This is a genomic window from Rhizobium ruizarguesonis, assembly GCF_012349115.1.
In the GTDB taxonomy this organism is placed as follows: domain Bacteria; phylum Pseudomonadota; class Alphaproteobacteria; order Rhizobiales; family Rhizobiaceae; genus Rhizobium; species Rhizobium ruizarguesonis.
On record NZ_PQIG01000100.1, the window covers coordinates 13,911 to 37,592 of the forward strand.

Sequence of the window (23,682 nt, forward strand, 5' to 3'; positions counted from 1 at the left end):
TGCGGTTTGTCAATCATCGGATGCGGTCAGGAGAAAGCCCATGTGGCTCAGAAATTTCACCCTCGTTCTCCCTAACGAGGTGGTGAGGGAAGGTTCCGTGCGTGTTGAGGATGGGGTCATCGCCGAGATCAGGCCGGAGCCGGTCGCCAGTGCTGCCATCGATGGCGGCGGGCGGCTGCTGATGCCTGGATTCGTCGATCTCCACGGCGACATGATCGAGCGCGAAATCGCCCCACGGCCGAACGCGACGATGCCGATCGATTTCGGCATCCACGAACTCGACAAGAAGCTTGCCGCCGCTGGTGTCACGACGGCGTTTGCCGCCGTCTCCTTCGCGACCGAAAGCGTCTACGACCACGTCCGCTCGCTGGAGACGACATCCGCGGTGATCGAGGGCATTAACCGCCTGCGCGGCGATCTGCTGATCGACCACCGCGTCCACGCCCGTTACGAAATCACCAATGTAGGGGCAGTTCCCGCGCTCGAGCGCCTGCTGAATGCCGATCAGATCGACATGGTCTCGCTGACCGACCACACGCCGGGCCAGGGCCAGTACAACAACCTGCAAAGCTATATCCTCAGCATCTCCGAGCGCCGCGCCATCTCCGAGGAAATGGCGGCGGAGATCGTCGCCAAGCGCATCGCCATGCGCAGCAATCCTGACATCGAGGCCAAGCTGAAGGAGATCGTCGCGCTGTCGCTGAAGCACAAGCTGTCGCTTGCCTCGCATGACGATGACAGCGTCGAAAAAGTCGCCGAAATGCACGATCTCGGTGTCACCATCAGCGAGTTTCCGGTCACCGCACCTGCGGCGGAGGAGGCCCGCCGTCGTGGCCTCTGGACGCTGATGGGCGCGCCGAACGCACTGCGCGGCCAGTCGATGTCGGGCAATCTCAGCGCGCTCGATGCTGCAAGGGCCGGCCTGCTGAGCGTCATCGCCGCCGATTATCATCCGGCTGCCTTCGTGCCCGGCATCTTCAAGCTTGCCGACATGGTGGAAGGTGGCCTGCCGGCCGCCGTTGCCATGGCGACCGGCAATGCGGCCCGTTCGGCCGGCCTGTCTGATCGTGGCGAGATCGCCATCGGCCAGCGCGCCGATCTTGTCGCGGTTGAGCCGGGTGATATCAATCGCATCCGCGCCACGTTCCGCGCCGGCCGCTTCGTCTATAGCGACGGCACGCTGCATCCGCTGCGGGCCTTGGCGGCTTAGAGCAATTCCAGGAAAAGTGCGAAGCGGTTTTCCCAGGCAAAGCGCGAAGCGCTTTTGCCGGGAATTGCGTAAAACAAGCGGCCTAAGAGCGGTCGCCGATCAGCGAAATGAGTTGAGCCCTGGGTACGGTGGTTGAGGCCTCTGTGCTCATGGCCCTGCCGCCTTCCATCGTCACACGGCCTTCGGCAAACAGCCGCAAGGCTTGCGGATAGATCTGGTGTTCGATGGTGAGCACACGCGCGGCAAGGCTATCGGCCGTGTCGCCGGAAAGAACCGGCACGGCCGCCTGGCCGATCACCGGTCCCTCGTCCATGCCTTCGGTGACGAAATGCACGGTGCAGCCGGCGATCCGCATGCCGGCGTCGAGCGCGCGCTGATGCGTGTGCAGGCCCGGAAACAGCGGCAGCAGGGAAGGGTGGATGTTGAGCATCCGGCCTTCGTAGCGCTGGATGAAGGTCGGCGTCAGCAGCCGCATATAGCCTGCCAGGCAGAGAATGTCGGGCGAAAGCTCATCGAGCGCCGAAAAGATCGCCGCTTCATGCGCGTCCTTGCTGGCATAGTCCTTGCGGGGAAAGGCGAAGGTGGCAATACCTTCGGCGGCGGCCATGGCAAGCCCGCCGGCATCCGCCTTGTCGGAGATCACCCCGATGATCTCGGCCGGATAGTCGGCTGCCTTCGCCGCCGCAACCAGCGCCATCATGTTGGAGCCGCTGCCTGATATGAAGACGACGGCGCGTTTGCGCGGCGAGCTCATATGGCAAGCGTACCCTTGTAGACCGTGCCGGCGGCGCCCTCGTCGCGGGCGATCATGCGACCGAGCGTGACAACGGTCTCGCCCTCGGCTTCGAGAGCCGCGGAAACCGTCGCGACATTCTCGCTGGCGACAACGGCGATCATGCCCACACCGCAGTTAAAGGTGCGCAGCATTTCCCTGGAGTCGACGCCGCCCGCTTTGGCGAGCCATGAAAACACCGGCGGCACCTTGACGGCGGCAAGATCGATCTCGGCCGCCAGATGCTTCGGCAGGACGCGCGGAATATTTTCCGGGAAGCCACCGCCGGTGATGTGCGCCAGCGCCTTGATGGCGCCGGTTTCGCGGATCGCCTTCAGAAGCGGCTTCACATAGATACGGGTCGGCTCGAGCAGAGCTTCGCCGAGCCGCCGGCCTTCGGCAAACGGTGCGGCTGCGCTCCAGTCGAGGCCGGACAATTCCACGATCTTGCGCACCAGCGAAAAGCCGTTGGAATGGACGCCGGAGGAGGCAAGGCCGAGGATCACGTCACCTTCGGCAATATCGCCTGATGGCAGGAGCTTGCCGCGTTCGGCAGCACCGACGGCAAAACCCGCGAGATCGTAGTCGCCGGAGGAATACATGCCGGGCATCTCGGCCGTCTCGCCGCCGATTAGCGCGCAGCCCGCCTCGCGGCAGCCGGCGGCAATGCCGCCGACGATGGCCGCGCCTTGGTCGGGGTCGAGCTTGCCGGTCGCGAAATAATCGAGGAAGAACAGCGGCTCGGCGCCCTGTACCACGAGATCGTTGACGCACATGGCGACGAGGTCGATGCCGACGGTGTCGTGATAGTCGGCATCGATCGCAATCTTCAGCTTGGTGCCGACACCGTCATTGGCAGCGACGAGAACCGGATCGGTAAAACCCGCCGCCTTGAGGTCGAACAGCCCGCCGAAGCCGCCGATCTCGCCGTCGGCGCCGGGACGGCGCGTCGAGCGCACCGCCGGCTTGATCTTCTCGACGAGGAGGTTTCCGGCATCGATATCGACGCCCGCATCGCTATATGTCAGGCCGTTTTTCCCAGACTGGCTCATGCTGGTCTCCGATGGCTATTTCAGGCGGCAAACGTGCCGCGTCATCTGCCGGTCGCAATTGCATGACAGGGGCTTTTATGCAAGCGCTGCATGGCAAAAGCCCCCAATTTCCCGCGTCTTCCCTGAGCCTTTCGGGGATTTTGCCCGACAGGGTTGACCATCTTTGCGCCTGCATCCTATGTGCTGAATGGCCGCTTCGGATCGGATGCGGGGTTCGGCGACGGCGACGATCAGCGGGGAAGGCAATGCCACAGCAAGTCAGTGGGAACATTCTCAAGCGTCAGATCTTCTTCTGGCTGGCGGTGCTCGTGTTCTTCATCGTCTTTCTCTATGTCTTCAGCTCGATCCTGCTGCCCTTCATCGCCGGCATGGCGATCGCCTATTTCCTCGATCCGGTGGCCGACCGGCTGGAGCGCCTGGGTCTGAGCCGCATGATGGCGACCATCGGCATTCTCGTTGCCTTCGTCATCGTCTTCGCGCTGGCGCTGATGATCCTCATTCCGGTGCTGATCAGCCAGTTCAACGATTTCGCTCAGCGTCTGCCGGGTTATATCAGCCAATTACAGCAGTTCATCACGCAGGCGCAGAATTCGCTGCTACCGGACTGGGTCGAGAACCAGATGGGCACGATCAAGGACAATCTCTCCGGCATCCTGTCGGAGGGCATGGGCTTCCTGACCGGGCTTTTTGCGCAGATCTGGAATTCCGGCAAGGCGATCGTCGACGTCATATCGCTGCTCGTGGTCACCCCCGTCGTCGCCTTCTATATCCTGCTTGATTGGGATCGTATGGTTGCCAAGGTCGACCAATGGATCCCGCGCGATTATGTCGGCGATGTCCGCCAGATCGCCAAGGAGATCGACCAGGCGATCGCCGGTTTCATCCGCGGCCAGGGCTCGCTGTGTCTCATCCTCGGTATCTATTATGCCGTCGGCCTTTCTCTCGTCGGGCTGAATTTCGGCCTGCTGATCGGCCTCTTCGCCGGGATGATCAGTTTCATTCCCTATGTCGGCTCGATGGTTGGCCTCGTGCTCGCCATCGGCGTGGCGCTTGTGCAGTTCTGGCCCGATTATCCCTGGATCGGCCTGGTGCTCCTCGTCTTCTTCAGCGGTCAGTTCCTGGAAGGCAACATTCTGCAGCCGAAGCTCGTCGGCTCCAGCGTCGGCCTGCATCCGGTCTGGCTGATGTTTGCGCTCTTTGCCTTCGGCGCGCTCTTCGGTTTCGTCGGGCTTCTGGTTGCCGTGCCGGCTGCCGCTGCCGTCGGCGTCCTTGTTCGTTTCGCGATTTCACGCTACCTTCAGAGCGATCTTTATTTTGGCGGGTCGCCCAGTGGCCGCGCCCGGAAGACGAAATCTGTTCCCAATGAATGACGTGAAGAACGCTGATCCGAAGCGCAAGGCCGGAGAGCAGCTGCCGCTGGTCTTTTCGCACGATGCCGCAAGCGGGCGCGACGACCTCCTGATCTCGGAGCGTCTTGCCGCCGCCGTTTCGATCGTCGATGCCTGGCCGGCATGGCCATCGCCGGTCGTCGTACTCGCCGGCCCCGTCGGCTCGGGAAAATCGCACCTCGCCCGCATCTGGCGGGATTTGAGCGGCGCCGTCGACATCCATCCCGAGCTTGGCTCGGATGCCGCGGTTACCGCCGCCGCCGGCCCGGTGCTGTTTGAGGATGCCGACCGCCTCGGCTTCGACGACAACGCGCTCTTCCACGTCATCAACAGCGTGCGCGAAAACGGCACCAGCCTGTTGATGACCAGCCGCCTCTGGCCGATGTCGTGGCCGGTTTTGCTGCCCGATCTGCGCTCGCGCCTGAAAGCGGCAACCGTCGTCGAAATCGGCGAACCCGATGAGGCGCTGTTGTCGCAGGTGATTGTCAAGCTCTTCGCCGACCGGCAGCTTTATATAGATGACAAACTCGTGCTCTATATCGTGAACCGGATGGAGCGGTCGCTGAATGCGGCCCAGACGATCGTCGAAAGGCTTGACCGGCTGGCCCTGTCGCGGGGCACGAAAATTACCCGGTCTCTTGCTGCCGAAGTATTGAATGAATTGGGAAATTCGGAACCGGCCGATTGACTGTCACAGTTCCGTCGTCAAACTGATATAATTGCCTTTGGCGATTGAAAACGGGGTAAGCGGACCATGGATAGCGCAGTCGTAGAACATCAGGAACTCACTCCGGAAATCAACGACAACACCCCCCCGCTGGAAGAACTGCTCAAGAGCCCCGAGCGCTTCATCAACCGAGAATTCTCCTGGCTGCAGTTCAATCGGCGTGTCCTGGAAGAAACGCTGAACACCGAGCATCCGCTGCTCGAGCGCGTCCGTTTCCTGTCGATCTCGGCCGCCAACCTCGATGAATTCTTCATGGTGCGTGTCGCCGGCCTCGAGGGCCAGGTGCGCCAGAACATCGCCATCCGCAGCCCCGACGGCAAGACGCCGGCCGAGCAGCTCGACTCGATCCTGCAGGAGATCGACCACCTGCAGATGGAGCAGCAGGCCTCGCTCGCCGTGCTGCAGCAGTATCTCGCCAAGGAAGATATCCTGATCGTGCGCCCCGGCGCCTTGAGCGATGCCGACCGCCAGTGGCTGGCCGCCGAATTCGAACAGGCGATCTTCCCTGTTTTGACGCCGTTGTCGATCGATCCTGCCCATCCGTTCCCCTTCATTCCGAATCTCGGCTTCTCGATCGGTTTGCAGCTCGTCAGCAAGAACGGCCGCGAGCCGATGACGGCGCTGCTGCGCCTGCCGGTGGCGCTCGATCGCTTCGTCCGCCTGCCGGATGATGGAAACACGATCCGCTACATCACGCTGGAAGATGTCGCCAACATCTTCATCCATCGGCTCTACCCGGGTTACGAGGTGCAGGGCTCCGGTACGTTCCGCGTCATCCGCGACAGCGATATCGAAGTCGAGGAAGAGGCCGAGGATCTCGTCCGCTTCTTCGAAACGGCGCTGAAGCGCCGCCGTCGCGGCAAGGTCATCCGCATCGAGACCGACTCGGAAATGCCGGCCTCGCTGCGTCAGTTCGTCGTTCAGGCGCTCAATATCCCTGATAATCGCGTCGCCGTTCTGCCGGGCCTTCTGGCGTTGAACACCCTGTCCGAGATCACCAAGGCGCCGCGCGAGGATCTCAGGTTTGCCCCCTACAATGCGCGATTTCCCGAGCGCGTCCGCGAACATGCCGGCGACTGCTTCGCTGCCATTCGCGAAAAGGACATGGTCGTCCATCACCCCTACGAATCTTTCGACGTGGTGGTCCAGTTTCTTCTCCAGGCTGCGCGCGATCCTGACGTCCTGGCGATAAAGCAGACGCTTTACCGCACCTCCAACGACAGCCCGATCGTCCGCGCGCTGATCGACGCCGCCGAAGCCGGCAAGTCGGTCACGGCGCTGGTCGAGCTCAAGGCCCGCTTCGACGAAGAGGCGAACATCCGCTGGGCGCGCGATCTCGAGCGCGCCGGCGTGCAGGTCGTCTTCGGCTTCATCGAGCTCAAGACCCACGCCAAGATGTCGATGGTCGTTCGGCGCGAGGAAGGCAAGCTGCGAACCTACTGCCACCTCGGAACGGGCAACTACCACCCAATCACCGCGAAGATATACACGGACCTGTCCTATTTCACCTGCAATCCCGTCATCGCCCACGACATGGCGAACATCTTCAATTTCATCACTGGCTATGGCGAGCCGGAACAGGGCATGCAGCTCGCGATCTCCCCCTATACGATGCGCCCGCGCATCCTGCGTCACATCGAAGAAGAGATTCAGCATGCCAGGAGCGGTGCGCCGGCCGCGATCTGGATGAAGATGAATTCGCTTGTCGACCCGGACATCATCGACGCGCTCTATCGCGCCAGCCATGCCGGCGTCGAAATCGATCTCGTCGTGCGCGGCATCTGCTGCCTGCGTCCGCAGGTGCCCGGCCTTTCGGAAAAGATCCGCGTCAAGTCGATCGTCGGCCGCTTCCTCGAGCACAGCCGCATCTTCTGCTTCGGCAACGGCCACGGCCTGCCGTCCGACAAGGCGCTGGTTTACATCGGCTCGGCCGACATGATGCCGAGGAACCTCGATCGTCGCGTCGAAACCATGGTTCCGCTGACGAATCCCACCGTTCACGAGCAGGTCTTGTCACAGATTATGCTCGGCAACGTGATTGACAATCAACAAAGCTACGAGATATTGCCCGACGGTACGTCGCGACGCATGGAAGTGCGCAGGGGCGAAGAACCGTTCAATGCGCAGCAGTATTTCATGACCAATCCGAGCCTGTCGGGCCGTGGTGAAGCTCTGAAGTCCAGTGCGCCGAAGCTGATCGCCGGCCTGCTCGAAGGCCGCAACAACAAGTAAAACTGGACCTAAATGGTTGAATCTGAAGCCCAGGGGCGCCTTCCGGGGATCGCCCCGGTCTCCGTCGTCGATATTGGATCGAATTCGATTCGTCTTGTCGTCTACGAAGGCATGTCCCGTTCGCCAACCGTCCTCTTCAACGAAAAGGTCCTCTGCGGCCTCGGCAAAGGCGTAGCCCTTACCGGCAAGATGGACGAAGACAGCGTCAGCCGGGCTCTGGCAGCGCTGCACCGTTTCAAGGCTCTGTCCGACCAGGCCCGCGCCGCCACCATGTATGTGCTGGCGACGGCGGCCGCGCGCGAGGCGAGCAATGGTCCTGATTTCATCCATCAGGCGGAAACCATCCTTAACCGCAAGGTCCGCGTGCTCTCCGGCGAGGAGGAGGCGAAATTCGCATCGCTCGGCATCATCAGCGGTTTCTACAATCCTGACGGCATTGCCGGCGATCTCGGCGGCGGCTCGCTGGAGCTGATCGATATCAAGGGCAAGGAAGTCGGCAAGGGCATCACGCTGCCGCTCGGCGGCCTGCGCCTGTCGGAATATGCCGGCGGCTCGCTTTCCAAGGCCCAGACCTTTGCCCGAAAGCAGCTGAAGACGGCAAAACTGTTGTCGAAGGGCGAGGGGCGCACCTTCTACGCCGTTGGCGGCACCTGGCGAAACATTGCCAAGCTGCACATGGAAATCACCCATTATCCGCTGCACATGATGCAGGGCTATGAGGTGTCTTTCGAAGCGATGATGCTGTTCCTCGAACAGGTGACCGCGCGCGATTCCAGGGAGCCGGCGCTGCAGGCCGTTTCCAAGCACCGCCGTTCACTGCTGCCCTTTGGCGCCGTCGCCATGAAGGAAGTGCTGAGCGCCATGAAGCCGTCGGTGATTTCCTTCTCGGCGCAGGGTGTGCGCGAGGGATATCTCTATTCGCTGCTGTCGGAGTCCGAGCGCCGCCTGGATCCGTTGCTTGCCGCCGCCGGCGAACTGGCGATCCTGCGTGCCCGTTCGCCGGAACATGCCCGCGAGCTGGCGGAATGGACCGGCCGGATGATGCCCCTCTTCGGGATCCTGGAAACCGAAGAGGAAAGCCGCTACCGTCAGGCCGCCTGTCTGCTTGCCGATATCAGCTGGCGCGCCCATCCTGACTATCGGGGCCTGCAGGCGCTGAACGTCATCGCCCACTCTTCCTTCGTCGGCATCAGTCATCCGGGCCGCGCCTTTATCGCGCTTTCCAACTATTACCGTTTCGAGGGCCTGCATGACGACGGCGCCACCGGCCCGCTGGCGCAGATCGCCACGCCGCAGCTCATCGAGCGCGCCAAGCTGCTCGGCGGCATGCTGCGCGTCGTCTACCTCTTCTCGGCCTCGATGCCCGGCATCGTCAAGAACCTGACCTTCCGCAAATCCTCGAGCCCGGACCTCGACCTCGAATTCGTCGTGCCTCCCGAATATCGTGATTTCGCCGGCGAACGCCTGGACGGCCGCCTGCAGCAGCTGTCGAGGCTGACGAACAAGCGGTTGGCGTTTCGGTTCGAATAACCGATTTGCGGCAGTTGTGCCGAGCGGACCCCCTCTGGCCTGCCGGGCCCGGCGGGGCAGAGGGGCGACCCCACGCGCAGCGTCAACGAAAAAAGGCGGCGCCTGCGCACCGCCCTCTCTATCTCACATCACGCTCGAATTACTTCGCGTTCAGGAACTCGCCAACCTCAAGCAGGCTGAACTCGTTATTGTCAGCCTTGTCGACGGCGCGGCCGGCCGAAAAGGGCAGGTTGTTGTCGTTGCCGATGATGATGTGTGTGGCGTCGACGCGGTCGACGTTTTCGATCGTCACGAACGGCATGTCATAGACGCCGTCCTTGCTGCCGGCCTTCTTCTTGTTGTCGGGGTCCTGGATGTTCAGCAGGTCGATATAGCCGATCTTGCGAACGGCCTTGCCGACATTGGCGTCGTTGAACTCGATCTTGTAGACGCGCTTCAGCACGGCCGGAGCTTCGAAGCAATCCGGCTTCGGCTGCTTCGGATCGGCGCAGGCCTTGTCCGTCGTGCCGGCGCCGTTGTCGCGCTCGATGACGAGAGCGGTCGTGTCGTCGAGCATGTTGAAATCGCCGATCGAGACACCCTTGTCCTCGAACGGGTAGAGCCAGCTTCGGCCGGTCCACTTCTTCGACGCGACATCGAACTCGATGACGCGGATGGCGGTGTGGCCATCGATGGTCTCCACCGTGCCGTCATCCTTGTAGATGGCGCCTTCGAGCAGGCCGTATAGCTTGGCTCCGTCCTTCGATATGGCGAGGCCTTCGAAGCCGCCGGAGCGCTTCAGATTGAAGACCGGCATCTTCGCGGCCGGGTTGGCCGGAACCGAGAGAAGCGGATTGTCGGGCGAAAGCACCGGCTTGCCGTCGAGCGTCGTCGGAATGACGTCGGTGAGGCGGCCTGATGTGTCGAACTTCAGGATGTAGGGACCGAATTCGTCGCCGAGCCAGAAGCCGTCGGCAACCGGCTGGATCGATTCGATGTCGAAGTCGGCGCCGGTGAGATAACGCGTGTCGCTGCCTTCGAGCACGATCGGGAACGGGGCGATCTTGTTGGGGTCGGAAAGGAAGAGGTTCTTGACGACTTCAGCCTTGTTGCCGGCCCAGTCGAACTTCATCTGGTGCAGGAAGAGCATGGAATCCGACGAGTTGGACTTCGAGCCGAAGCCGTTGTCGGAGAGTGTCCAGAAGGTGCCGTCAGCCATCGTCCTGACGCCCGAGAACCCCTGGATTGGCTGGCCGTCGAAGGGAAGCTTCAGATCGGTGATGCGGGCGCCGTCCTTACCGGGAACGGTGCCGAGCGCTTCGGTGCGCTTGCGGTCCGGCGTCGTAAACTTGCCGGAATGCTTGAGGAATTCGGGAGCGTCGGCCGGTGCCGGAACCATGGTGTTGGCAGGCAGGATCGCCTGGCCGGCGAGCTTGGCAGAGAACTGCTGCTGGTCGGCCGAAGCGGAGCCTGCGACCAGGATGAAAAGCGATACGGAAGCAAAAAGGACGTTCTTCATAATATCCCCGTGGAACGGATTGCAAAGGCCTTCCGCTTAGCAGGGCTTTAATGTCAGCGAATTGACGGTTGGGTGAAGCTTTGGTGACGTACTTACAGCGCCGCGCGTCTTTCTCCGACGCGCAAAGGACGCTGTAACGCTTTGAATTTACGCATCAGCCGTGCAGAATGACCGCCGGCGTGTTCAGTACGGTGACCGCACGCGAGGAAAGCGCCATGACGCCGAGCGCCTGGCCGCGCCCTTTCACAGCGTGGGTGCCGAGATCCTCGCAAGATATGTCGTCGGGAAAGTTCATGCGCCGGGCAAGCTCGCTGGAGATCAGCACCGGTCGGTTCAGACTGCGGCAGAGCGTCTCCAACCGGGCGGTGGTGTTCACCGTGTCGCCGAAATAGCTGATCTTGTGATGGTCGACGCCGATTTCGGCGGTGATGATCTCGCCGCCGTGAAGGGCGGCGCGCAGCTTCGGCACCTGCCCGTAACTCTTCCGCCAGCCCGCGGCATTGGCTTCGATATCGGCAAGGATATCGAAGATGCAGCGCACACAACGTGCATTCTTGACGCCGCGGGCAAGCGGCCAGGTGATGATCGCCGCATCGCCGACATAGTCGTTGATCATGCCCTTGTGGCGCCTGACGGGCTCGGCGAAGGTCGCAAACAGCGAGCTCAGCAGTTGTTGCGCCCTGAGGTCGCCATGCTTCTCGGCAAAAGCCGTCGAATCGACGAGGTCGATGAACAGGAAGACGCGCTCTTCCCTCACCGGATTGCGGTAGCGGCTGATGAGCATGCTGAGGAAGACTTCACGACCAAGCAGTTCTCGCACACGCAAGACGAAGATCAGCATCGTGCAGACCGCAAGTGCATACAGAAAGACCTCGAACGGCATGATGACGAGATCGAGGAGCGACGGCGGCTTCAGCATGCCGAGCGACCAGAGCAGCAGGCCGGCGCAGGCAAAGCCGATGCTCATCAGGATCTCGTAGATCACTAGCTCGGTGATGATAAAGGCGAAGGTCGGCAGCTTCTGGATGCGCCGGTAGATCGTGCGCAGCAGCACCTTGCGCTCGAAGGCGATGATCGGCATGCCGATGAAAAGTGCGAAGATCGCTCCGATGATGGGCGTCTGATTGGAGTAGAACATCAGATCATAGATGACGCCGCTGGCCGCGAGGACGATCGCGATCAGGATCCAATTCTGCGTCGGAGATATTTCCCGCATGCCGCCTCTGCGCCGTGATGTTACTTCCCGCCATTGTTTCAGGCCGGAAAAAACCGTCAAGCGAATTCGAAACCACGGCGTCCTTAGCGTGTCTTTTCAGCGCTCGCACACTGCAGCACTTTGAATTGCTGCATAATTTTATCCTTAAATCGATGCCGATTTAAGGAATTGTGTAGCAGCCTCAGAGGCTGACGGTCTCGACCTTCCGGTCGACGAAGCGCAGGGCGATCGCGCCCTGGATCAGCTGCAGTGCCGGCTCGCCGAAAAGATCGCGCCGCCAGCCGTGCAGGGCAGCGACTTCGGCCTTTTCGCCCTCGGCGGCGATCCTGTCGAGATCCTCGCTGTTGGCGATCACCTTCGGCGCTACGCCGTGTTTTTCCGAAATCAGCTTCAGCAGCACCTTCAACAATTCGACGGCAGCGGCGGCCCCTTCGGGCGCCTGCGCCTGGCGTGGCACATGCGGCATATCGGCCTTCGGAAGAGCAAGTGCGGTGTTGACGGCCTCGATGACTGCAGCGCCGGAAGTCGAGCGCTCCCAACCCTTCGGAATGGTGCGCAGACGGCCGAGCGCCTCGGTATCCTTGGGTTGCTGCTGGGCGATCTCGTAGATCGCATCGTCCTTCAGCACCCGCGAACGCGGCACGTTGCGGGCCCGTGCCTCGCGTTCGCGCCAGGCGGCGACATATTTCAGGATCGCCAGCTCCTGCGGCTTGCGCAGGCGCATCTTCAGCCGCTGCCAGGCATCGTCGGGATGCATGTCGTAGGTTTCGCGCGACTCGAGAATGTCCATTTCCTCGGAGAGCCAGGAGCTGCGACCTTCACGATCGAGTTCCGCCTTCAGCGACAGGTAGACGTCGCGCAAATGGGTGACGTCGGCCAGCGCATAATCCAGCTGCTTGTCCGACAGCGGCCGGCGGCTCCAGTCGGTGAAGCGCGACGACTTGTCGATATGGACGTTTTTGATGCGGCTGACCAACTGGTCATAGGAGACGCTGTCGCCGAAGCCGCAGACCATGGCGGCGACCTGCGTGTCGAAGATCGGATGCGGAATGAGATTGCCGCGATTGAAGATGATTTCGATGTCCTGGCGGGCCGCATGAAAGACCTTCAGCACCTTCGTATCGGCCATCAGCTCGAAGAAGGGGGCGAGATCGATGCCCTTGGCCAGCGGATCGACGAGAACTTCCGTCGTCGGGCTTGCCATCTGGATCAGGCAGAGCTCCGGCCAGAAGGTCGTTTCGCGCAGGAATTCGGTGTCGATGGTAATGAAGTCGGACTTGGCCAGCTCTTTGCAGGCGGCCGCCAAATCGGCGGTGGTTTCGATCATATCATTTCATTCGCAAGGAAAAGGTCGGTTAAACCTTCCTTCTCCTTTCGGTTCGATATGTCAATACAACAGCATACGCTTCGAGCATTGCTGGCCAAGAATCACGTCCAAACTGAGGCAAGGCGCGAAGCACAGCCCAACCGCATTGAAGGCGCACTGCCTCAGCTTACCCTGAGATAGCTCGTCATCCCCGTCTTCTGATGCTCGATGATATGGCAATGCAGCAGCCAGTCACCGGGATTGTCGGCGACGAAGGCAAGCTGCACCTTCTCGTCCGGCTGGATGAGATAGGTATCGGACACCAGCGGCATCACCTCCCGCGTCGAGGAGGAGATCACCGTGAAGCTCATCCCGTGCAGATGGATCGGATGGGCATGCGGCGTGGTATTCTCGAGGCTGAAGACATAGCTCTTGCCGAGCTTCAATTCCGCAAGCGGTGCCGTCGGATCGGGCGTGTCGCCTGGCCATGGCACCTTGTTGATTGCCCAGAAACTGTAGCCGAGCGTGCCGCAGATGCTTTCGACGGCGGCATTCTCGGCAGTGGCGCTCAGTATCAGCGGGATCTGCTCGGCGATGGAAAGATCGGCCTTCGGGACGGGGTTGTCGACAAGCGGCCCAAGATCGCCGATCGCGCGCTTCAACGATGATCCGACCGCGCGCAGGCCGGCGATCGTCTTCGGCGCCGTGCCGCGGATATCCTCGAGCGTCGCGACTGCGCCTTCACCATCCGGCATGCGCACGGCAAGATCGAGCCGTTGACCCGGTCCGATCTGCAGGAGGTCGAGGGAAAAACGCTTCGGCACCGGATTGCCGTCGATCGCAATCACGGTCGCGTCGGCGCCTTCCATTTTCAGCGAGAAGATCCGCGTCACGTCGGTCACGGCAATGCGCAGCCGAACCAGCCCGCCGGCCGGCGCGTCATATCGCGGCTCCTGATGCCAGTTGGCGGTGCGCACCGTGCCGTAGGTGCCGGTCTTGGCAGCGTCGCGCGGCCGAAAGGGAGCGATGAACTGCCCGTCGCCGCCCAGCCGCCAGTCGCGCAGGTTCAGCACCACCTCGGCATCGAACTCCGGATCGGCCGGATCTTCGACGACGATGATACCGGTCATGCCGTGCCCCATCTGCGTCAGCGTGTTGCAATGCGGATGATACCAGAAGGTGCCGGCATCGGGCGGCGTGAAGGCATAGTCGAAGCTGTCGCCGGTATAGACGTAGGGCTGCGTCATGAAGGGCACGCCGTCCATGCGGTTGTCGATGCGAAGGCCGTGCCAGTGGATTGTCGTCGGCTCGTCGAGCCCGTTTTTCAGCCGCGCCGCATAGGGTCGCCCCTTCCTCATCCTGAGAATCGGCGGCATGCCGTCATGCACCCAGCTCATGATATCCCTGGTCGGTCCCGCCTCGGTCAGCACGGCTTCTGTCTTCACCGCCGTCAGCAGCTGCGGCTCGGGAGCCGCCTCGGCAAACCCGAATTTACTGGCAATGCCGATGCCGACGCCATAGGCGCCCGCGACAGCGGATGCCTTGAGAAGGTTGCGGCGGCTAAGGAGAGGCATGCGGAGGCTCCACGGTGAGAATGCCGATCCTTGTAAAGTTGACCGGCAGCTTCAGCAATACAGGAAGCGCGGCCAAACTGCCGCAGCATACGGGTCGCAGCCTCTCCATAAACGCGTGTCAAACGCCCGGCCGCGTGCGCCAAGCCTTGACAAATCGGAGCGTCCATGCGCTTTTCCGCCCGATTTTCTTGTCGGCGCTTGAGGGTTTTGAAAACCCTTGCTGCCGTCTTAAGCCACATGCCAGGATTTGAGATCATGCATCGCTATCGCAGCCACACATGCGCCGCCCTCCGCAAGACGGATGTCGGCTCGACCGTCCGTATTTCCGGCTGGGTTCACCGCGTTCGCGACCATGGCGGCGTTCTCTTCATCGACCTTCGCGACCATTACGGCATCACCCAGGTCGTCGCCGATCCCGACAGCCCGGCCTTCAAGATGGCGGAAACCGTGCGGGGCGAATGGGTCATCCGCATTGACGGCCTCGTCAAGGCCCGCACCGACGATACTGTCAACAAGACCATGGCGACAGGCGAGATCGAGCTCTACGCGCAGGAGATCGAAGTCCTCTCCGCCGCCAAGGAATTGCCGCTGCCGGTCTTCGGCGAGCCGGACTATCCCGAAGACGTGCGCCTAAAGTACCGCTTCCTCGATCTTCGCCGCGAAACGCTGCACCGGAACATCGTCAAGCGCACCCAGGTCATCTCGGCCATGCGCCGCGAAATGGGCGATGTCGGCTTTACCGAATATACGACGCCGATCCTGACGGCCTCCTCGCCGGAAGGCGCGCGCGACTTCCTGGTGCCGAGCCGCATCCATCCCGGCACCTTCTATGCCTTGCCGCAGGCGCCGCAGCAGTACAAGCAGCTGCTGATGGTGGCGGGCTTCGACCGTTATTTCCAGATTGCGCCGTGCTTCCGCGACGAAGACCCGCGCGCCGACCGCCTGCCGGGCGAATTCTACCAGCTCGACCTCGAAATGAGCTTCGTGACCCAGGAAGACGTCTGGAACACGATGGGTCCGTTGATGACCAACATTTTCGAGGAGTTCGCCGAAGGCAAGCCGGTCACCAAGGAGTGGCCGCGCATCCCCTATGACGAGGCGATCCGTAAATATGGTTCGGACAAGCCGGACCTGCGCAACCCGATCGTCATGGAAGCGGTTACCGAACATTTCGCCGGCTCCGGCTTCAAGGTTTTCGCCGGCATGATCGCCTCGAACCCGAAGGTTGAGATCTGGGCGATCCCGGCAAAGACCGGCGGTTCCAGAGCGTTCTGCGATCGTATGAATGCTTGGGCGCAGTCGACCGGTCAGCCTGGTCTCGGTTACATCTTCTGGCGCAAGGAAGGTGACAAGCTCGAGGGCGCCGGCCCGCTTGCAAAGAACATCGGCGAGGAGCGCACCGACGCGATCCGTACCCAGCTCGGCCTCGATGACGGTGACGCCTGCTTCTTCGTTGCCGGCGATCCGGCGAAGTTCTACAAGTTTGCCGGTGAAGCCCGCACCAAGGCCGGCGAAGAACTGAACCTTGTCGATCGCGACCGTTTCGAACTCTGCTGGATCGTCGACTTCCCGTTCTTCGAATGGAGCGAGGAAGAAAAGAAGGTCGATTTCGCCCACAACCCGTTCTCGATGCCGCAGGGCGGCCTCGATGCGCTTCAGAACCAGGATCCGCTGACCATCAAGGCGTTCCAGTATGACGCCGTCTGCAACGGCTTCGAAATCGCCTCGGGCTCGATCCGCAACCAGTCGCCGGAAACCATGGTTGCCGCCTTCGAGAAGGTCGGCCTCAGCCAGCAGGATGTCGAGGATCGTTTCGGCGGCCTCTACCGTGCCTTCCAGTACGGCGCGCCCCCGCATGGCGGTGCTGCCTTCGGTATCGACCGTATCATCATGCTGCTCGTCGGCGCGAAGAACCTGCGCGAAATCTCGCTGTTCCCGATGAACCAGCAGGCCCAGGACCTTCTGATGGGCGCGCCGAGCCCGGCAACGCCGACACAGTTGCGCGAGCTCTCGATCCGGCCGATCCCGCCGGTCAAGAAGGATTGAGATCGTCTGATCCCGAATGCAAAAGCCCGGCAAATCGCCGGGCTTTTTGTTTGGTTCGGTCGTCGAGCGCGGCATCCACGAGGGCGACATGAAGTCCGAGACGAACCCCCGCGCGCTGGCACGGTTCCTCCGTGCCATCATCCAGGGCATGTCGGTGCAGGCGAGGGACGGAGCATCGCTAGAGGAATTGCTTGATATCGCAGTCCTCGCCATTGCCGAGGTCGCCCGTCATCGCGCGTGAAAACGAAAAGGCCCGGCAGTACCGAACTGCCGGGCCTTTCGTCGCAAGATCGAAGCGATCAGTCGTTGGCGGTAACCTTGACGCCAAGCACCTGCGGCAGCGTGTTCGGAGCGCCCATGGCGGCACCCACGATCGTCGGGAACGGTACCGGCTTTTCGGGAGCGGCCTTGACGGTCAGGCTTTTCGGATCGTCGAGGAAGGTGTTGACGGCAGCCGAAACGGCGTTCTGCAGTTCCGGGATATTGAGCTGCGCCAGCATGATCGGCGTCATCGCCTTCAGCGAATCCGCCATCTGCTTGCCGGACATATTCTGCTGCGAACCGGCATAATCGAGCGCGCGCTTGGTAATCGAGGCATCTTCGAAGCGCACCTGCGCGGCCTCGAAGGACAGCTGCTGCATCAGGCCGAGCATGGCAAGGCCAAGCGCCTGCTGCGATTCTTCCTTGTTCGCACCGGCTTCGGATTGCTTCATCGCATCCTGCAGCGACTTTACGAAGGCCATCGTGTAGCCCGAGATCTTGAAGCCAAGGTTCAGCTTGCCGATGTTGGTGAAGTCGAAGGCGAATTCCGAAATGTCGATCGTGCCGGGGGCCAGTTCCCAGGCACCCTTCATGGTGATGTCGCCTTGGATGTGCTGCAGGGCAAGCTTCTCGATCGCGTCCTTGCTCTGCGGATCCTCGGCTTTGCTGAGATCGGCCTTCATGCTTTTGAAGGCGCCATCGAAATCGAAGCCGGATTCGTCTTCGCGCAGTGTCAGATTGACGTCGCTTTGCAGCAGCGAGAACATTTCCGCGCCGTCCTTGACCACCTTCAGCGGGCCTGTATGGGCGGTTTCGTAGAGCATCATGGTATCGAGCGTGTCGCCGCCCGCCGTTGCCGGGATCGAGATGCCGCCGAGCGTCAGCTCCTGCGCCGTGACCGTGACGCCGTCTTTCGTGGTGTTGATATCGGGGAAGGCTGCCTCTTCGATGTAATAGCCGCCATCCTCGTCTTCTTCGACGCCGGAAAGGGTGACTTCGCCGACTGCCAGGCTTTCGCCGCCGGCCGATTTGACGCTGACATTCTTCAGCGTCGCGGTCGTGCCGTCGATGTCGACTGCGTCAGCCGAAATCGTTCCGCCCTGTACGGCATAGGCGGCATTGAGCTTCTTCAGCAGATCGGCGCCGTCGAGAGCGAAAGCCGAACCGGCGAGCGAGAAAAAGGCGGCGCCCGACAGCATCAGCCGCGTTGTCCGGGAAAAGTTCATGGGGTGATTCCTCTGGTGGCGTGGTGGCGGTTGGAAATCTGCAGTTACGCTACTACGGATTAGGCCAGCTTTATATTTGCGGACTTCTAAATTTCTGTTGAAAGGAACGGCAAACGAAGTCCAAATTGCGGCGGAGCGTTTGTCTCATCCTTTGATGTCAGTCCCAAGACTTCATCCACAGCTGCAATGGCCCGGATTCCTTGCCCGCCGGCCTCTTCTGGGCTAGTCAGAACCTATGGGACAAGAGATTTTGCCGCCTTCGGGCGGAGACGACGATCACATCCAACCGGTCGACCTCAAGGCGGCGCTCGAGCAGCGCTACCTTGCCTATGCGCTGTCGACCATCATGCACCGCGCCCTGCCTGACGTGCGCGACGGGCTGAAGCCTGTCCATCGCCGCATCGTCTATGCGATGAACGAGATGGGGCTGAGGCCGAACTCGGCCTTCAGAAAATGCGCCAAGATCGTCGGCGAAGTGATGGGTAACTACCATCCGCACGGCGACCAGTCGATCTACGACGCGCTTGCCCGTCTCGCCCAGGATTTCTCGCAGCGCTACACGCTGGTCAACGGCCAGGGCAATTTCGGCAATATCGACGGCGACAGCCCCGCCGCCATGCGTTACACCGAATCGAAGATGACGGCGGTCTCCGAACTGCTGCTCGAAGGCATCGATCAGGATGCCGTCGATTTCCGAGACACTTACGACGAATCGAATTCCGAGCCGGTCGTTCTTCCCGGCGCCTTCCCGAACCTGCTCGCCAACGGATCGTCCGGCATCGCCGTCGGCATGGCGACCTCGATCCCGTCGCACAATGCCCACGAGCTTTGCGACGCAGCCCTGCATCTGATCAAGCATCCGGATGCAACAGTCGAAAAGCTCGTCGAATTCATACCCGGCCCGGATTTCCCCACCGGCGGTATCATCATCGACAACCGCGACAGCATCATCGAGAGCTACCGCACCGGCCGCGGCGGTTTCCGCGTGCGGGCGAAATGGCAGACGGAAGATCTCGGCCGCGGCGGCTACCAGATCGTCATCACCGAAATTCCCTTCCAGGTGCAGAAATCGCGGCTGATCGAGAAGATCGCCGAGCTGCTGATCGCCCGCAAGCTGCCGCTGCTGGAAGATATCCGCGACGAATCGGCCGAAGACATCCGTGTCGTGCTGGTGCCGAAGACCCGCAGCGTCGATCCGACGATCCTGATGGAATCGATGTTCAAGCTGACGGAACTCGAAAGCCGCTTCCCGCTCAACATGAACGTGCTCTCCATGGGCCGCATCCCGCGGGTCATGGCGCTGAACGAGGTGTTGAAGGAGTGGCTGGACCACCGCCGCGAAGTTCTGCAGCGCCGCTCGCGCTTCCGCCTGGCGGCGATCGACAGGCGCCTCGAAATCCTCAGCGGCCTGCTGGTCGCCTACCTCAACATCGATGAGGTCATCCGCATCATCCGCGAGGAGGACGAGCCGAAGCCGGTCATGATGGCGCGCTGGGATCTCACCGACAATCAGGTCGAGGCGATCCTCAATATGCGGCTGCGCGCCTTGCGCAAGCTGGAGGAGTTCGAGATCCGCAAGGAATTCGACGAACTCACCAATGAAAAGGGCGAGATCGAAGCTTTGCTTTCCTCCGACGACAAGCAGTGGCAGACGGTCGCCTGGGAAATCGGCGAAGTGAAGAAGAAATTCGCCAAGGCGACCGAGGTCGGCCGCCGCCGCACCCAGTTTGCCGACGCGCCCGAGACCGACGAGGAAGCAGTCCAGCAGGCAATGATCGAGAAGGAACCGATCACCGTCGTCATTTCCGAAAAGGGCTGGATCCGCGCGTTGAAGGGCCATATCGCCGACACGGCGACACTGACCTTCAAGGAAGGTGACGGCTTGAAGATCGCCTTCCCGGCACAGACCACGGACAAGATTCTGATCGTCACGACAGGCGGCAAGGCCTTCACGCTCGGCGGCGACAAGCTGCCGGGCGGCCGCGGTCACGGCGAACCGCTGCGCATCATGGTCGATATGGATAACGACCAGGCGGTGCTGACCGCATTCTTGCATGATCCCTCGCGCAAGCAGCTGATCGTCTCGACCGCCGGCAACGGCTTCGTCGTTCCGGAGGCTGAGCTGGTCGCCAATACGCGCAAGGGCAAGCAGATCATGAACGTCGCGCTGCCCGAGGAAACGCAGCTGCTCGTGCCTGTCAGCGGCGACCATGTCGCCGTCGTCGGTGAAAACCGCAAGCTGCTGGTCTTCCCGCTGGCGCAGGTGCCGGAAATGTCGCGCGGCAAGGGCGTGCGCCTGCAGCGTTACAAGGATGGCGGCATTTCCGACGTCCGCTGCTTCGCGATATCAGACGGCCTCATCTGGGAAGACAGCGCCGGCCGCACCTTCACGAAGAACAAGGACGAGCTCGCAGAGTGGCTGGCCGACCGCGCCACCGCCGGTCGCACCGTGCCGAAGGGCTTCCCGCGCAGCGGCAAATTCGCCGGCTAAAGCACGACCGCGTTGTGCGTCTTTTCAGACGCGCAAAGGACGCTGTAACACTTTGAATTGCTGGATATCTATCTCTCAATCGAGTCCGCTTGAAGGAATGATGCAGTAAATTCCGCGCCCGACTCTTGGCGGCCGCGACAATTCCTCTATCTCAATCCTGTTAGCAAAAATATGAGCAGGCCGGCTCCGGAGGCGGACGGAATGGCCGCAGGCCGCGCACGGGAGGAGTGTGCGCGCCGTTACCGGAGGAAAATCGATGCCCGCCAGCACCATCAAATTGCATGTCAGCCACACCTACGGGGTGCCGCCTGCTGTCGTCTACGACGCCTGGCTCAACCCTGAAATCGCCCGCCGTTTCCTGTTTGCGACGGATGACGGTCATGTCATCCGCGCCGATATCGATCCGCATGTCGGCGGCCGTTTCTTCGTCGTCGACCGCCGCCCGACCGGCGACGCCTTTCACCAGGGTGTTTTCCTGGAACTGAAGCGCCCGCAGCGCATGGTCTTCAGCTTTTCCGTCGAGGAGCACGACCACAATTGCGACCGCGTTGAAATAAATATCGAGCCTCTCGGCGGCGGCAGCCGTCTGACGCTGACCCACGAAATGTGCGCCGAATGGGCCGAGCACGAGGAAAAGACCCGGCAAGGCTGGGCGCATGTGGTCGAAGGGCTTGGCAGGGAACTGGAGCAGCAGCAGTTCAAGGCGACGGGTTGAGCGGTATGCTGAAATCTCGAAGGAAGCGGGTCGCGCCTTCTTCGTCGATCTCGCCGGCGGCTACCTCTAGTACAAATGCAATGACCTGCGCGTTGTCGGCATTGATGACATAGCGGTTGATGTAGAGAAACGTAAACGCCGCGAGATAGCCGGTACGCTTGTTTCCATCCACGAATGGGTGGTTTCTAACAATGGCATAGAGATAGGCTGCGGCGAGTATGAAGATGTCGGTCTCGCCGTATGCAGCCTTGTTAAGCGGGCGCGCCAAGCTGGTTTCCAATGCATTGGCATCCCGCAGGCCAGGCAAACCGCCATGCTCGGCGATTTGCTCATCGTGCATATTTTCAATCGCTTGGCGGCTCAGCCACTTAAGCTGTATCATTTCGCGAGTTCGCGGAGTGCCACCCGATATTTTTCCATACCGATGCGGGCCGCCCGCATTTGCTCGGCAAGATCCGCCGATTCCGGTACAAGCTGAATATTACCCTCGATCTCTCGCAGTTCGAGGCTGTCGCCGCTGCTCAGGCCCAACCGCTGCAGCACCTCTTTGGGGATGATAACACCCTCGGAATTTCCGATCTTGCGGATTGTGACGTTCATCGTTTTGTCCTCTGTGATAACGGCGTTATAACATGAGGCGGAGCAGGCGACAACGTCCTAGCCTGCCATTTGAACGATGCTTTTCCTCCGCACCATCCAGACGGAATGGGCTGCGATCGCCGCCACCAGGATGCCGCCGCCGACCAGTGTCATCGGCGCCGGCGTTTCCGCAAAGATCAGCCACACCCAGATCGGTGCGAGTACGGTTTCGAGCAGGTAGAACATGCCGACTTCAGGCGCGGAGAGGTAACGCGGCCCGGTCGCCAGGCACCAGAGGGCAAGCGGCATCATCACCGCGCCGTTGAAGAGGATCCAGGCGGGATGCTCGATCGAAAAACCGCCAGCCGGCATGACCGAGATCAGCCCGACCGCCGCCGGCAGCACCGTCGAAAGCAGCGAGACGAAGCCCATCTCCCGGCGGGAGGCGCGGCTGATGGTGATGGCGGCGGCAATCATGAAGGCGGTAAGCAGCGCCATGGTATCGCCGAAGAGATGGCCGCCCGAAAGCCCGTCCCGCACGATCAGGCCGACGCCGAAGGTCATCGCCGCCATGGCGAGCAGCGTTGCTAGGGCCGGCCGCTGCTTGAGGAAAATCCAGGAAAGAAGCGCGGCGAACATCGGATTGAAGGCGACGATGAAAACGACATTGGCGGTCGAGGTGTTGAAAACGGCGAGAAGGAAGACCACCGTCGTCAGGCTGTAGAGCAGGCCGGTGACAAGACCCGGCCAGCCCGGCACGAGCACTGGCCATCGCCCTTTCGCAATCCGCAGCGCTGCCGCGGCCAGAAGCGTCACGCCAAGGGTCGCGATGCTTCTCGCGGCAAGGATCGACCACAGCTCGCCGTCAGCGAGCCGCATGAGCGGGATATCCACGGAAAGCGCCAGCCCGCCGATCGCCGTCAGCAGCAGGCCCTTCCGATGGTCGGAAAGAGCGGTGGGGAACATTCAGTCGTGGGTGCTCTCGGGCATGGACGAGGGATCGAAACGTTCCCAGCCGCGCGGGGTCAAATGCTCCTGCGGCTGGAAGCGCGTCTTGTAGTCCATTTTCCGCGACCCTTGAACCCAGTAGCCGAGGTAGACATGCGGCAGTCCCAGCGCTTTCGTGCGCCTGACATGGTCGAGAATCATGAAAGTGCCGAGCGAACGCTGCTCGAGTGCCGGATTGAAATAGGAATAGACCATCGACAACCCGTCGCTCATTGTGTCGGTCAGCGCAGCGGCAAGCAGTTCGCCCTTCGGACGCTGCTCCAGTCCTGAGCCTTCTTCGCGCCGGCGGTATTCGATGATTCTCGTATTCACATGCGTGTCTTCCACCATGATGGCATAGTCGAGCACGGTCATGTCGGACATGCCGCCCTGCTGGTGGCGAAAATCGAGATAGCGTCGGAAGAGTGAATATTGCTCGCTGGAAGGCTGGGCTACGAATTCGGTGGCGATGACGTCGGAATTGGCGGCAAGCACCCGTTTCATCGATTTGGTCGGCTCGAATTCCTGGGCAAGAATTCTCACGGAAACGCAGGCGCGACAGGATTCGCAGGCCGGGCGATAAGCGATGTTCTGCGAGCGGCGGAAACCGCCCTGCGTCAGGATGTCGTTCATCTCGGCGGCGCGCGGGCCGACCAGATGGGTGAACACCTTTCGCTCCATCTCATGCGGCAGGTACGGACACGCAGCCGGAGCCGTCAGATAAAACTGCGGGGATGGCGTCGTCTGCGTATTCATTTGTCGCGGAATTTTCCCTGTCGAGACCGTGCCGTTTCCTGACAGCATGACCTAAGAATAAAAAACGTCAACAGCGGGGCGCGGTTCGCCCTTCATATCAGTCTTCTAAGTTTAGA

The 23,682-nt window shown here is 61.4% G+C and carries 19 protein-coding genes and 1 pseudogene; 9 read left to right on the forward strand and 11 right to left on the reverse strand.

Features of this window, described 5'->3' with window-relative positions; all coding sequences use genetic code 11:
* Positions 1-40: 40 nt before the first annotated feature.
* Positions 41-1,210 carry an alpha-D-ribose 1-methylphosphonate 5-triphosphate diphosphatase gene (locus C3Y91_RS26145; RefSeq protein ID WP_168576014.1) on the forward strand — a complete coding sequence of 390 codons (1,170 nt, stop codon included), beginning with the start codon at positions 41-43 and terminating at the stop codon, positions 1,208-1,210.
* Between the two features lie 82 nt (positions 1,211-1,292).
* Here C3Y91_RS26145 and purN read toward each other — a convergent pair whose 3' ends face one another.
* Both purN and purM read right to left on the reverse strand, forming a co-directional pair.
* Entirely contained in the window at positions 1,293-1,964 is a 672-nt protein-coding gene (purN, locus tag C3Y91_RS26150) for a phosphoribosylglycinamide formyltransferase (RefSeq protein WP_168576015.1), read from the reverse strand.
* On the reverse strand, positions 1,961-3,034 hold the full coding sequence (purM, locus tag C3Y91_RS26155; protein WP_018070527.1) for a phosphoribosylformylglycinamidine cyclo-ligase: 1,074 nt from the start codon (positions 3,032-3,034) through the stop codon (positions 1,961-1,963). The genes purN and purM overlap by 4 nt, the downstream gene beginning before the upstream one ends.
* 245 nt (positions 3,035-3,279) lie before the next feature.
* On the opposite strand from purM, the gene C3Y91_RS26160 reads away from it, so the two are divergent.
* From C3Y91_RS26160 to ppx, 4 genes are all read left to right on the forward strand, one after another.
* Entirely contained in the window at positions 3,280-4,404 is a 1,125-nt protein-coding gene (locus tag C3Y91_RS26160; protein WP_018070526.1) for an AI-2E family transporter, read from the forward strand.
* The gene (hdaA, locus tag C3Y91_RS26165; RefSeq protein WP_130760663.1) at positions 4,397-5,110 is read left to right on the forward strand and encodes a DnaA regulatory inactivator HdaA; all 714 of its coding nucleotides are present in this window, start codon (positions 4,397-4,399) and stop codon (positions 5,108-5,110) included. Before C3Y91_RS26160 ends, hdaA begins: the two co-directional genes overlap by 8 nt.
* 66 nt (positions 5,111-5,176) lie before the next feature.
* Complete coding sequence (locus C3Y91_RS26170; protein WP_018070524.1) at positions 5,177-7,381, forward strand: RNA degradosome polyphosphate kinase; 2,205 nt, start codon at positions 5,177-5,179, stop codon at positions 7,379-7,381.
* Positions 7,382-7,393: 12 nt separating this feature from the next.
* Positions 7,394-8,911, forward strand: coding sequence for an exopolyphosphatase (gene ppx, locus C3Y91_RS26175; RefSeq protein WP_018070523.1), 1,518 nt, complete (start codon positions 7,394-7,396; stop codon positions 8,909-8,911).
* A 139-nt stretch (positions 8,912-9,050) separates the two neighbouring features.
* Here the strand turns inward: ppx and C3Y91_RS26180 are convergent, their stop codons facing one another.
* The 4 genes from C3Y91_RS26180 to C3Y91_RS26195 all read right to left on the reverse strand — a co-directional run bounded on the left by C3Y91_RS26180 (position 9,051) and on the right by C3Y91_RS26195 (position 14,505).
* Positions 9,051-10,409: an esterase-like activity of phytase family protein gene (locus C3Y91_RS26180; protein ID WP_018070522.1), complete on the reverse strand. Its 1,359-nt coding sequence runs from the start codon at positions 10,407-10,409 to the stop codon at positions 9,051-9,053.
* 154 nt (positions 10,410-10,563) lie between these two features.
* On the reverse strand, positions 10,564-11,625 hold the full coding sequence (locus tag C3Y91_RS26185; protein WP_024321176.1) for an adenylate/guanylate cyclase domain-containing protein: 1,062 nt from the start codon (positions 11,623-11,625) through the stop codon (positions 10,564-10,566).
* 181 nt (positions 11,626-11,806) lie between these two features.
* Positions 11,807-12,952 (reverse strand): ribonuclease D, encoded by a 1,146-nt coding sequence (gene rnd / locus C3Y91_RS26190; RefSeq protein ID WP_018070520.1) that lies wholly within the window; start codon positions 12,950-12,952, stop codon positions 11,807-11,809.
* A 161-nt stretch (positions 12,953-13,113) separates the two neighbouring features.
* The gene (locus C3Y91_RS26195; protein WP_130763423.1) at positions 13,114-14,505 is read right to left on the reverse strand and encodes a multicopper oxidase family protein; all 1,392 of its coding nucleotides are present in this window, start codon (positions 14,503-14,505) and stop codon (positions 13,114-13,116) included.
* 255 nt (positions 14,506-14,760) lie between these two features.
* Here C3Y91_RS26195 and aspS point away from each other — a divergent pair, with 255 nt between their 5' ends.
* Positions 14,761-16,551: an aspartate--tRNA ligase gene (gene aspS, locus C3Y91_RS26200; protein ID WP_020397444.1), complete on the forward strand. Its 1,791-nt coding sequence runs from the start codon at positions 14,761-14,763 to the stop codon at positions 16,549-16,551.
* Between the two features lie 49 nt (positions 16,552-16,600).
* Positions 16,601-16,792: pseudogene (locus C3Y91_RS26205) on the forward strand (hypothetical protein); the annotation flags it as partial.
* A gap of 58 nt (positions 16,793-16,850) precedes the next feature.
* Here the strand turns inward: C3Y91_RS26205 and C3Y91_RS26210 are convergent.
* Positions 16,851-18,038, reverse strand: a complete 1,188-nt coding sequence (locus tag C3Y91_RS26210) for an aq_1923 C-terminal domain (protein WP_018070516.1) — start codon at positions 18,036-18,038, stop codon at positions 16,851-16,853.
* Positions 18,039-18,273: 235 nt separating this feature from the next.
* Between C3Y91_RS26210 and parC the strand changes: the two genes are divergently transcribed.
* Both parC and C3Y91_RS26220 read left to right on the forward strand, forming a co-directional pair.
* Positions 18,274-20,529, forward strand: a complete 2,256-nt coding sequence (parC, locus tag C3Y91_RS26215; protein WP_018070515.1) for a DNA topoisomerase IV subunit A — start codon at positions 18,274-18,276, stop codon at positions 20,527-20,529.
* Positions 20,530-20,785: 256 nt separating this feature from the next.
* Entirely contained in the window at positions 20,786-21,244 is a 459-nt protein-coding gene (locus C3Y91_RS26220; RefSeq protein WP_018070514.1) for an SRPBCC family protein, read from the forward strand.
* Here C3Y91_RS26220 and C3Y91_RS26225 read toward each other — a convergent pair.
* Genes C3Y91_RS26225 through C3Y91_RS26240 form a run of 4 tightly spaced genes read right to left on the reverse strand, consistent with a single transcriptional unit; the run spans position 21,228 to position 23,566 of the window.
* Positions 21,228-21,626, reverse strand: coding sequence for a type II toxin-antitoxin system death-on-curing family toxin (locus C3Y91_RS26225; RefSeq protein WP_024321172.1), 399 nt, complete (start codon positions 21,624-21,626; stop codon positions 21,228-21,230). The genes C3Y91_RS26220 and C3Y91_RS26225 overlap by 17 nt on opposite strands.
* The gene (locus C3Y91_RS26230) at positions 21,623-21,844 is read right to left on the reverse strand and encodes an AbrB/MazE/SpoVT family DNA-binding domain-containing protein (protein ID WP_018070513.1); all 222 of its coding nucleotides are present in this window, start codon (positions 21,842-21,844) and stop codon (positions 21,623-21,625) included. The genes C3Y91_RS26225 and C3Y91_RS26230 overlap by 4 nt, the downstream gene beginning before the upstream one ends.
* Before the next feature lie 57 nt (positions 21,845-21,901).
* The gene (locus C3Y91_RS26235; protein ID WP_130688095.1) at positions 21,902-22,789 is read right to left on the reverse strand and encodes a DMT family transporter; all 888 of its coding nucleotides are present in this window, start codon (positions 22,787-22,789) and stop codon (positions 21,902-21,904) included.
* Positions 22,790-23,566 carry an arginyltransferase gene (locus C3Y91_RS26240; RefSeq protein WP_168576016.1) on the reverse strand — a complete coding sequence of 259 codons (777 nt, stop codon included), beginning with the start codon at positions 23,564-23,566 and terminating at the stop codon, positions 22,790-22,792.
* Positions 23,567-23,682 lie beyond the last annotated feature (116 nt).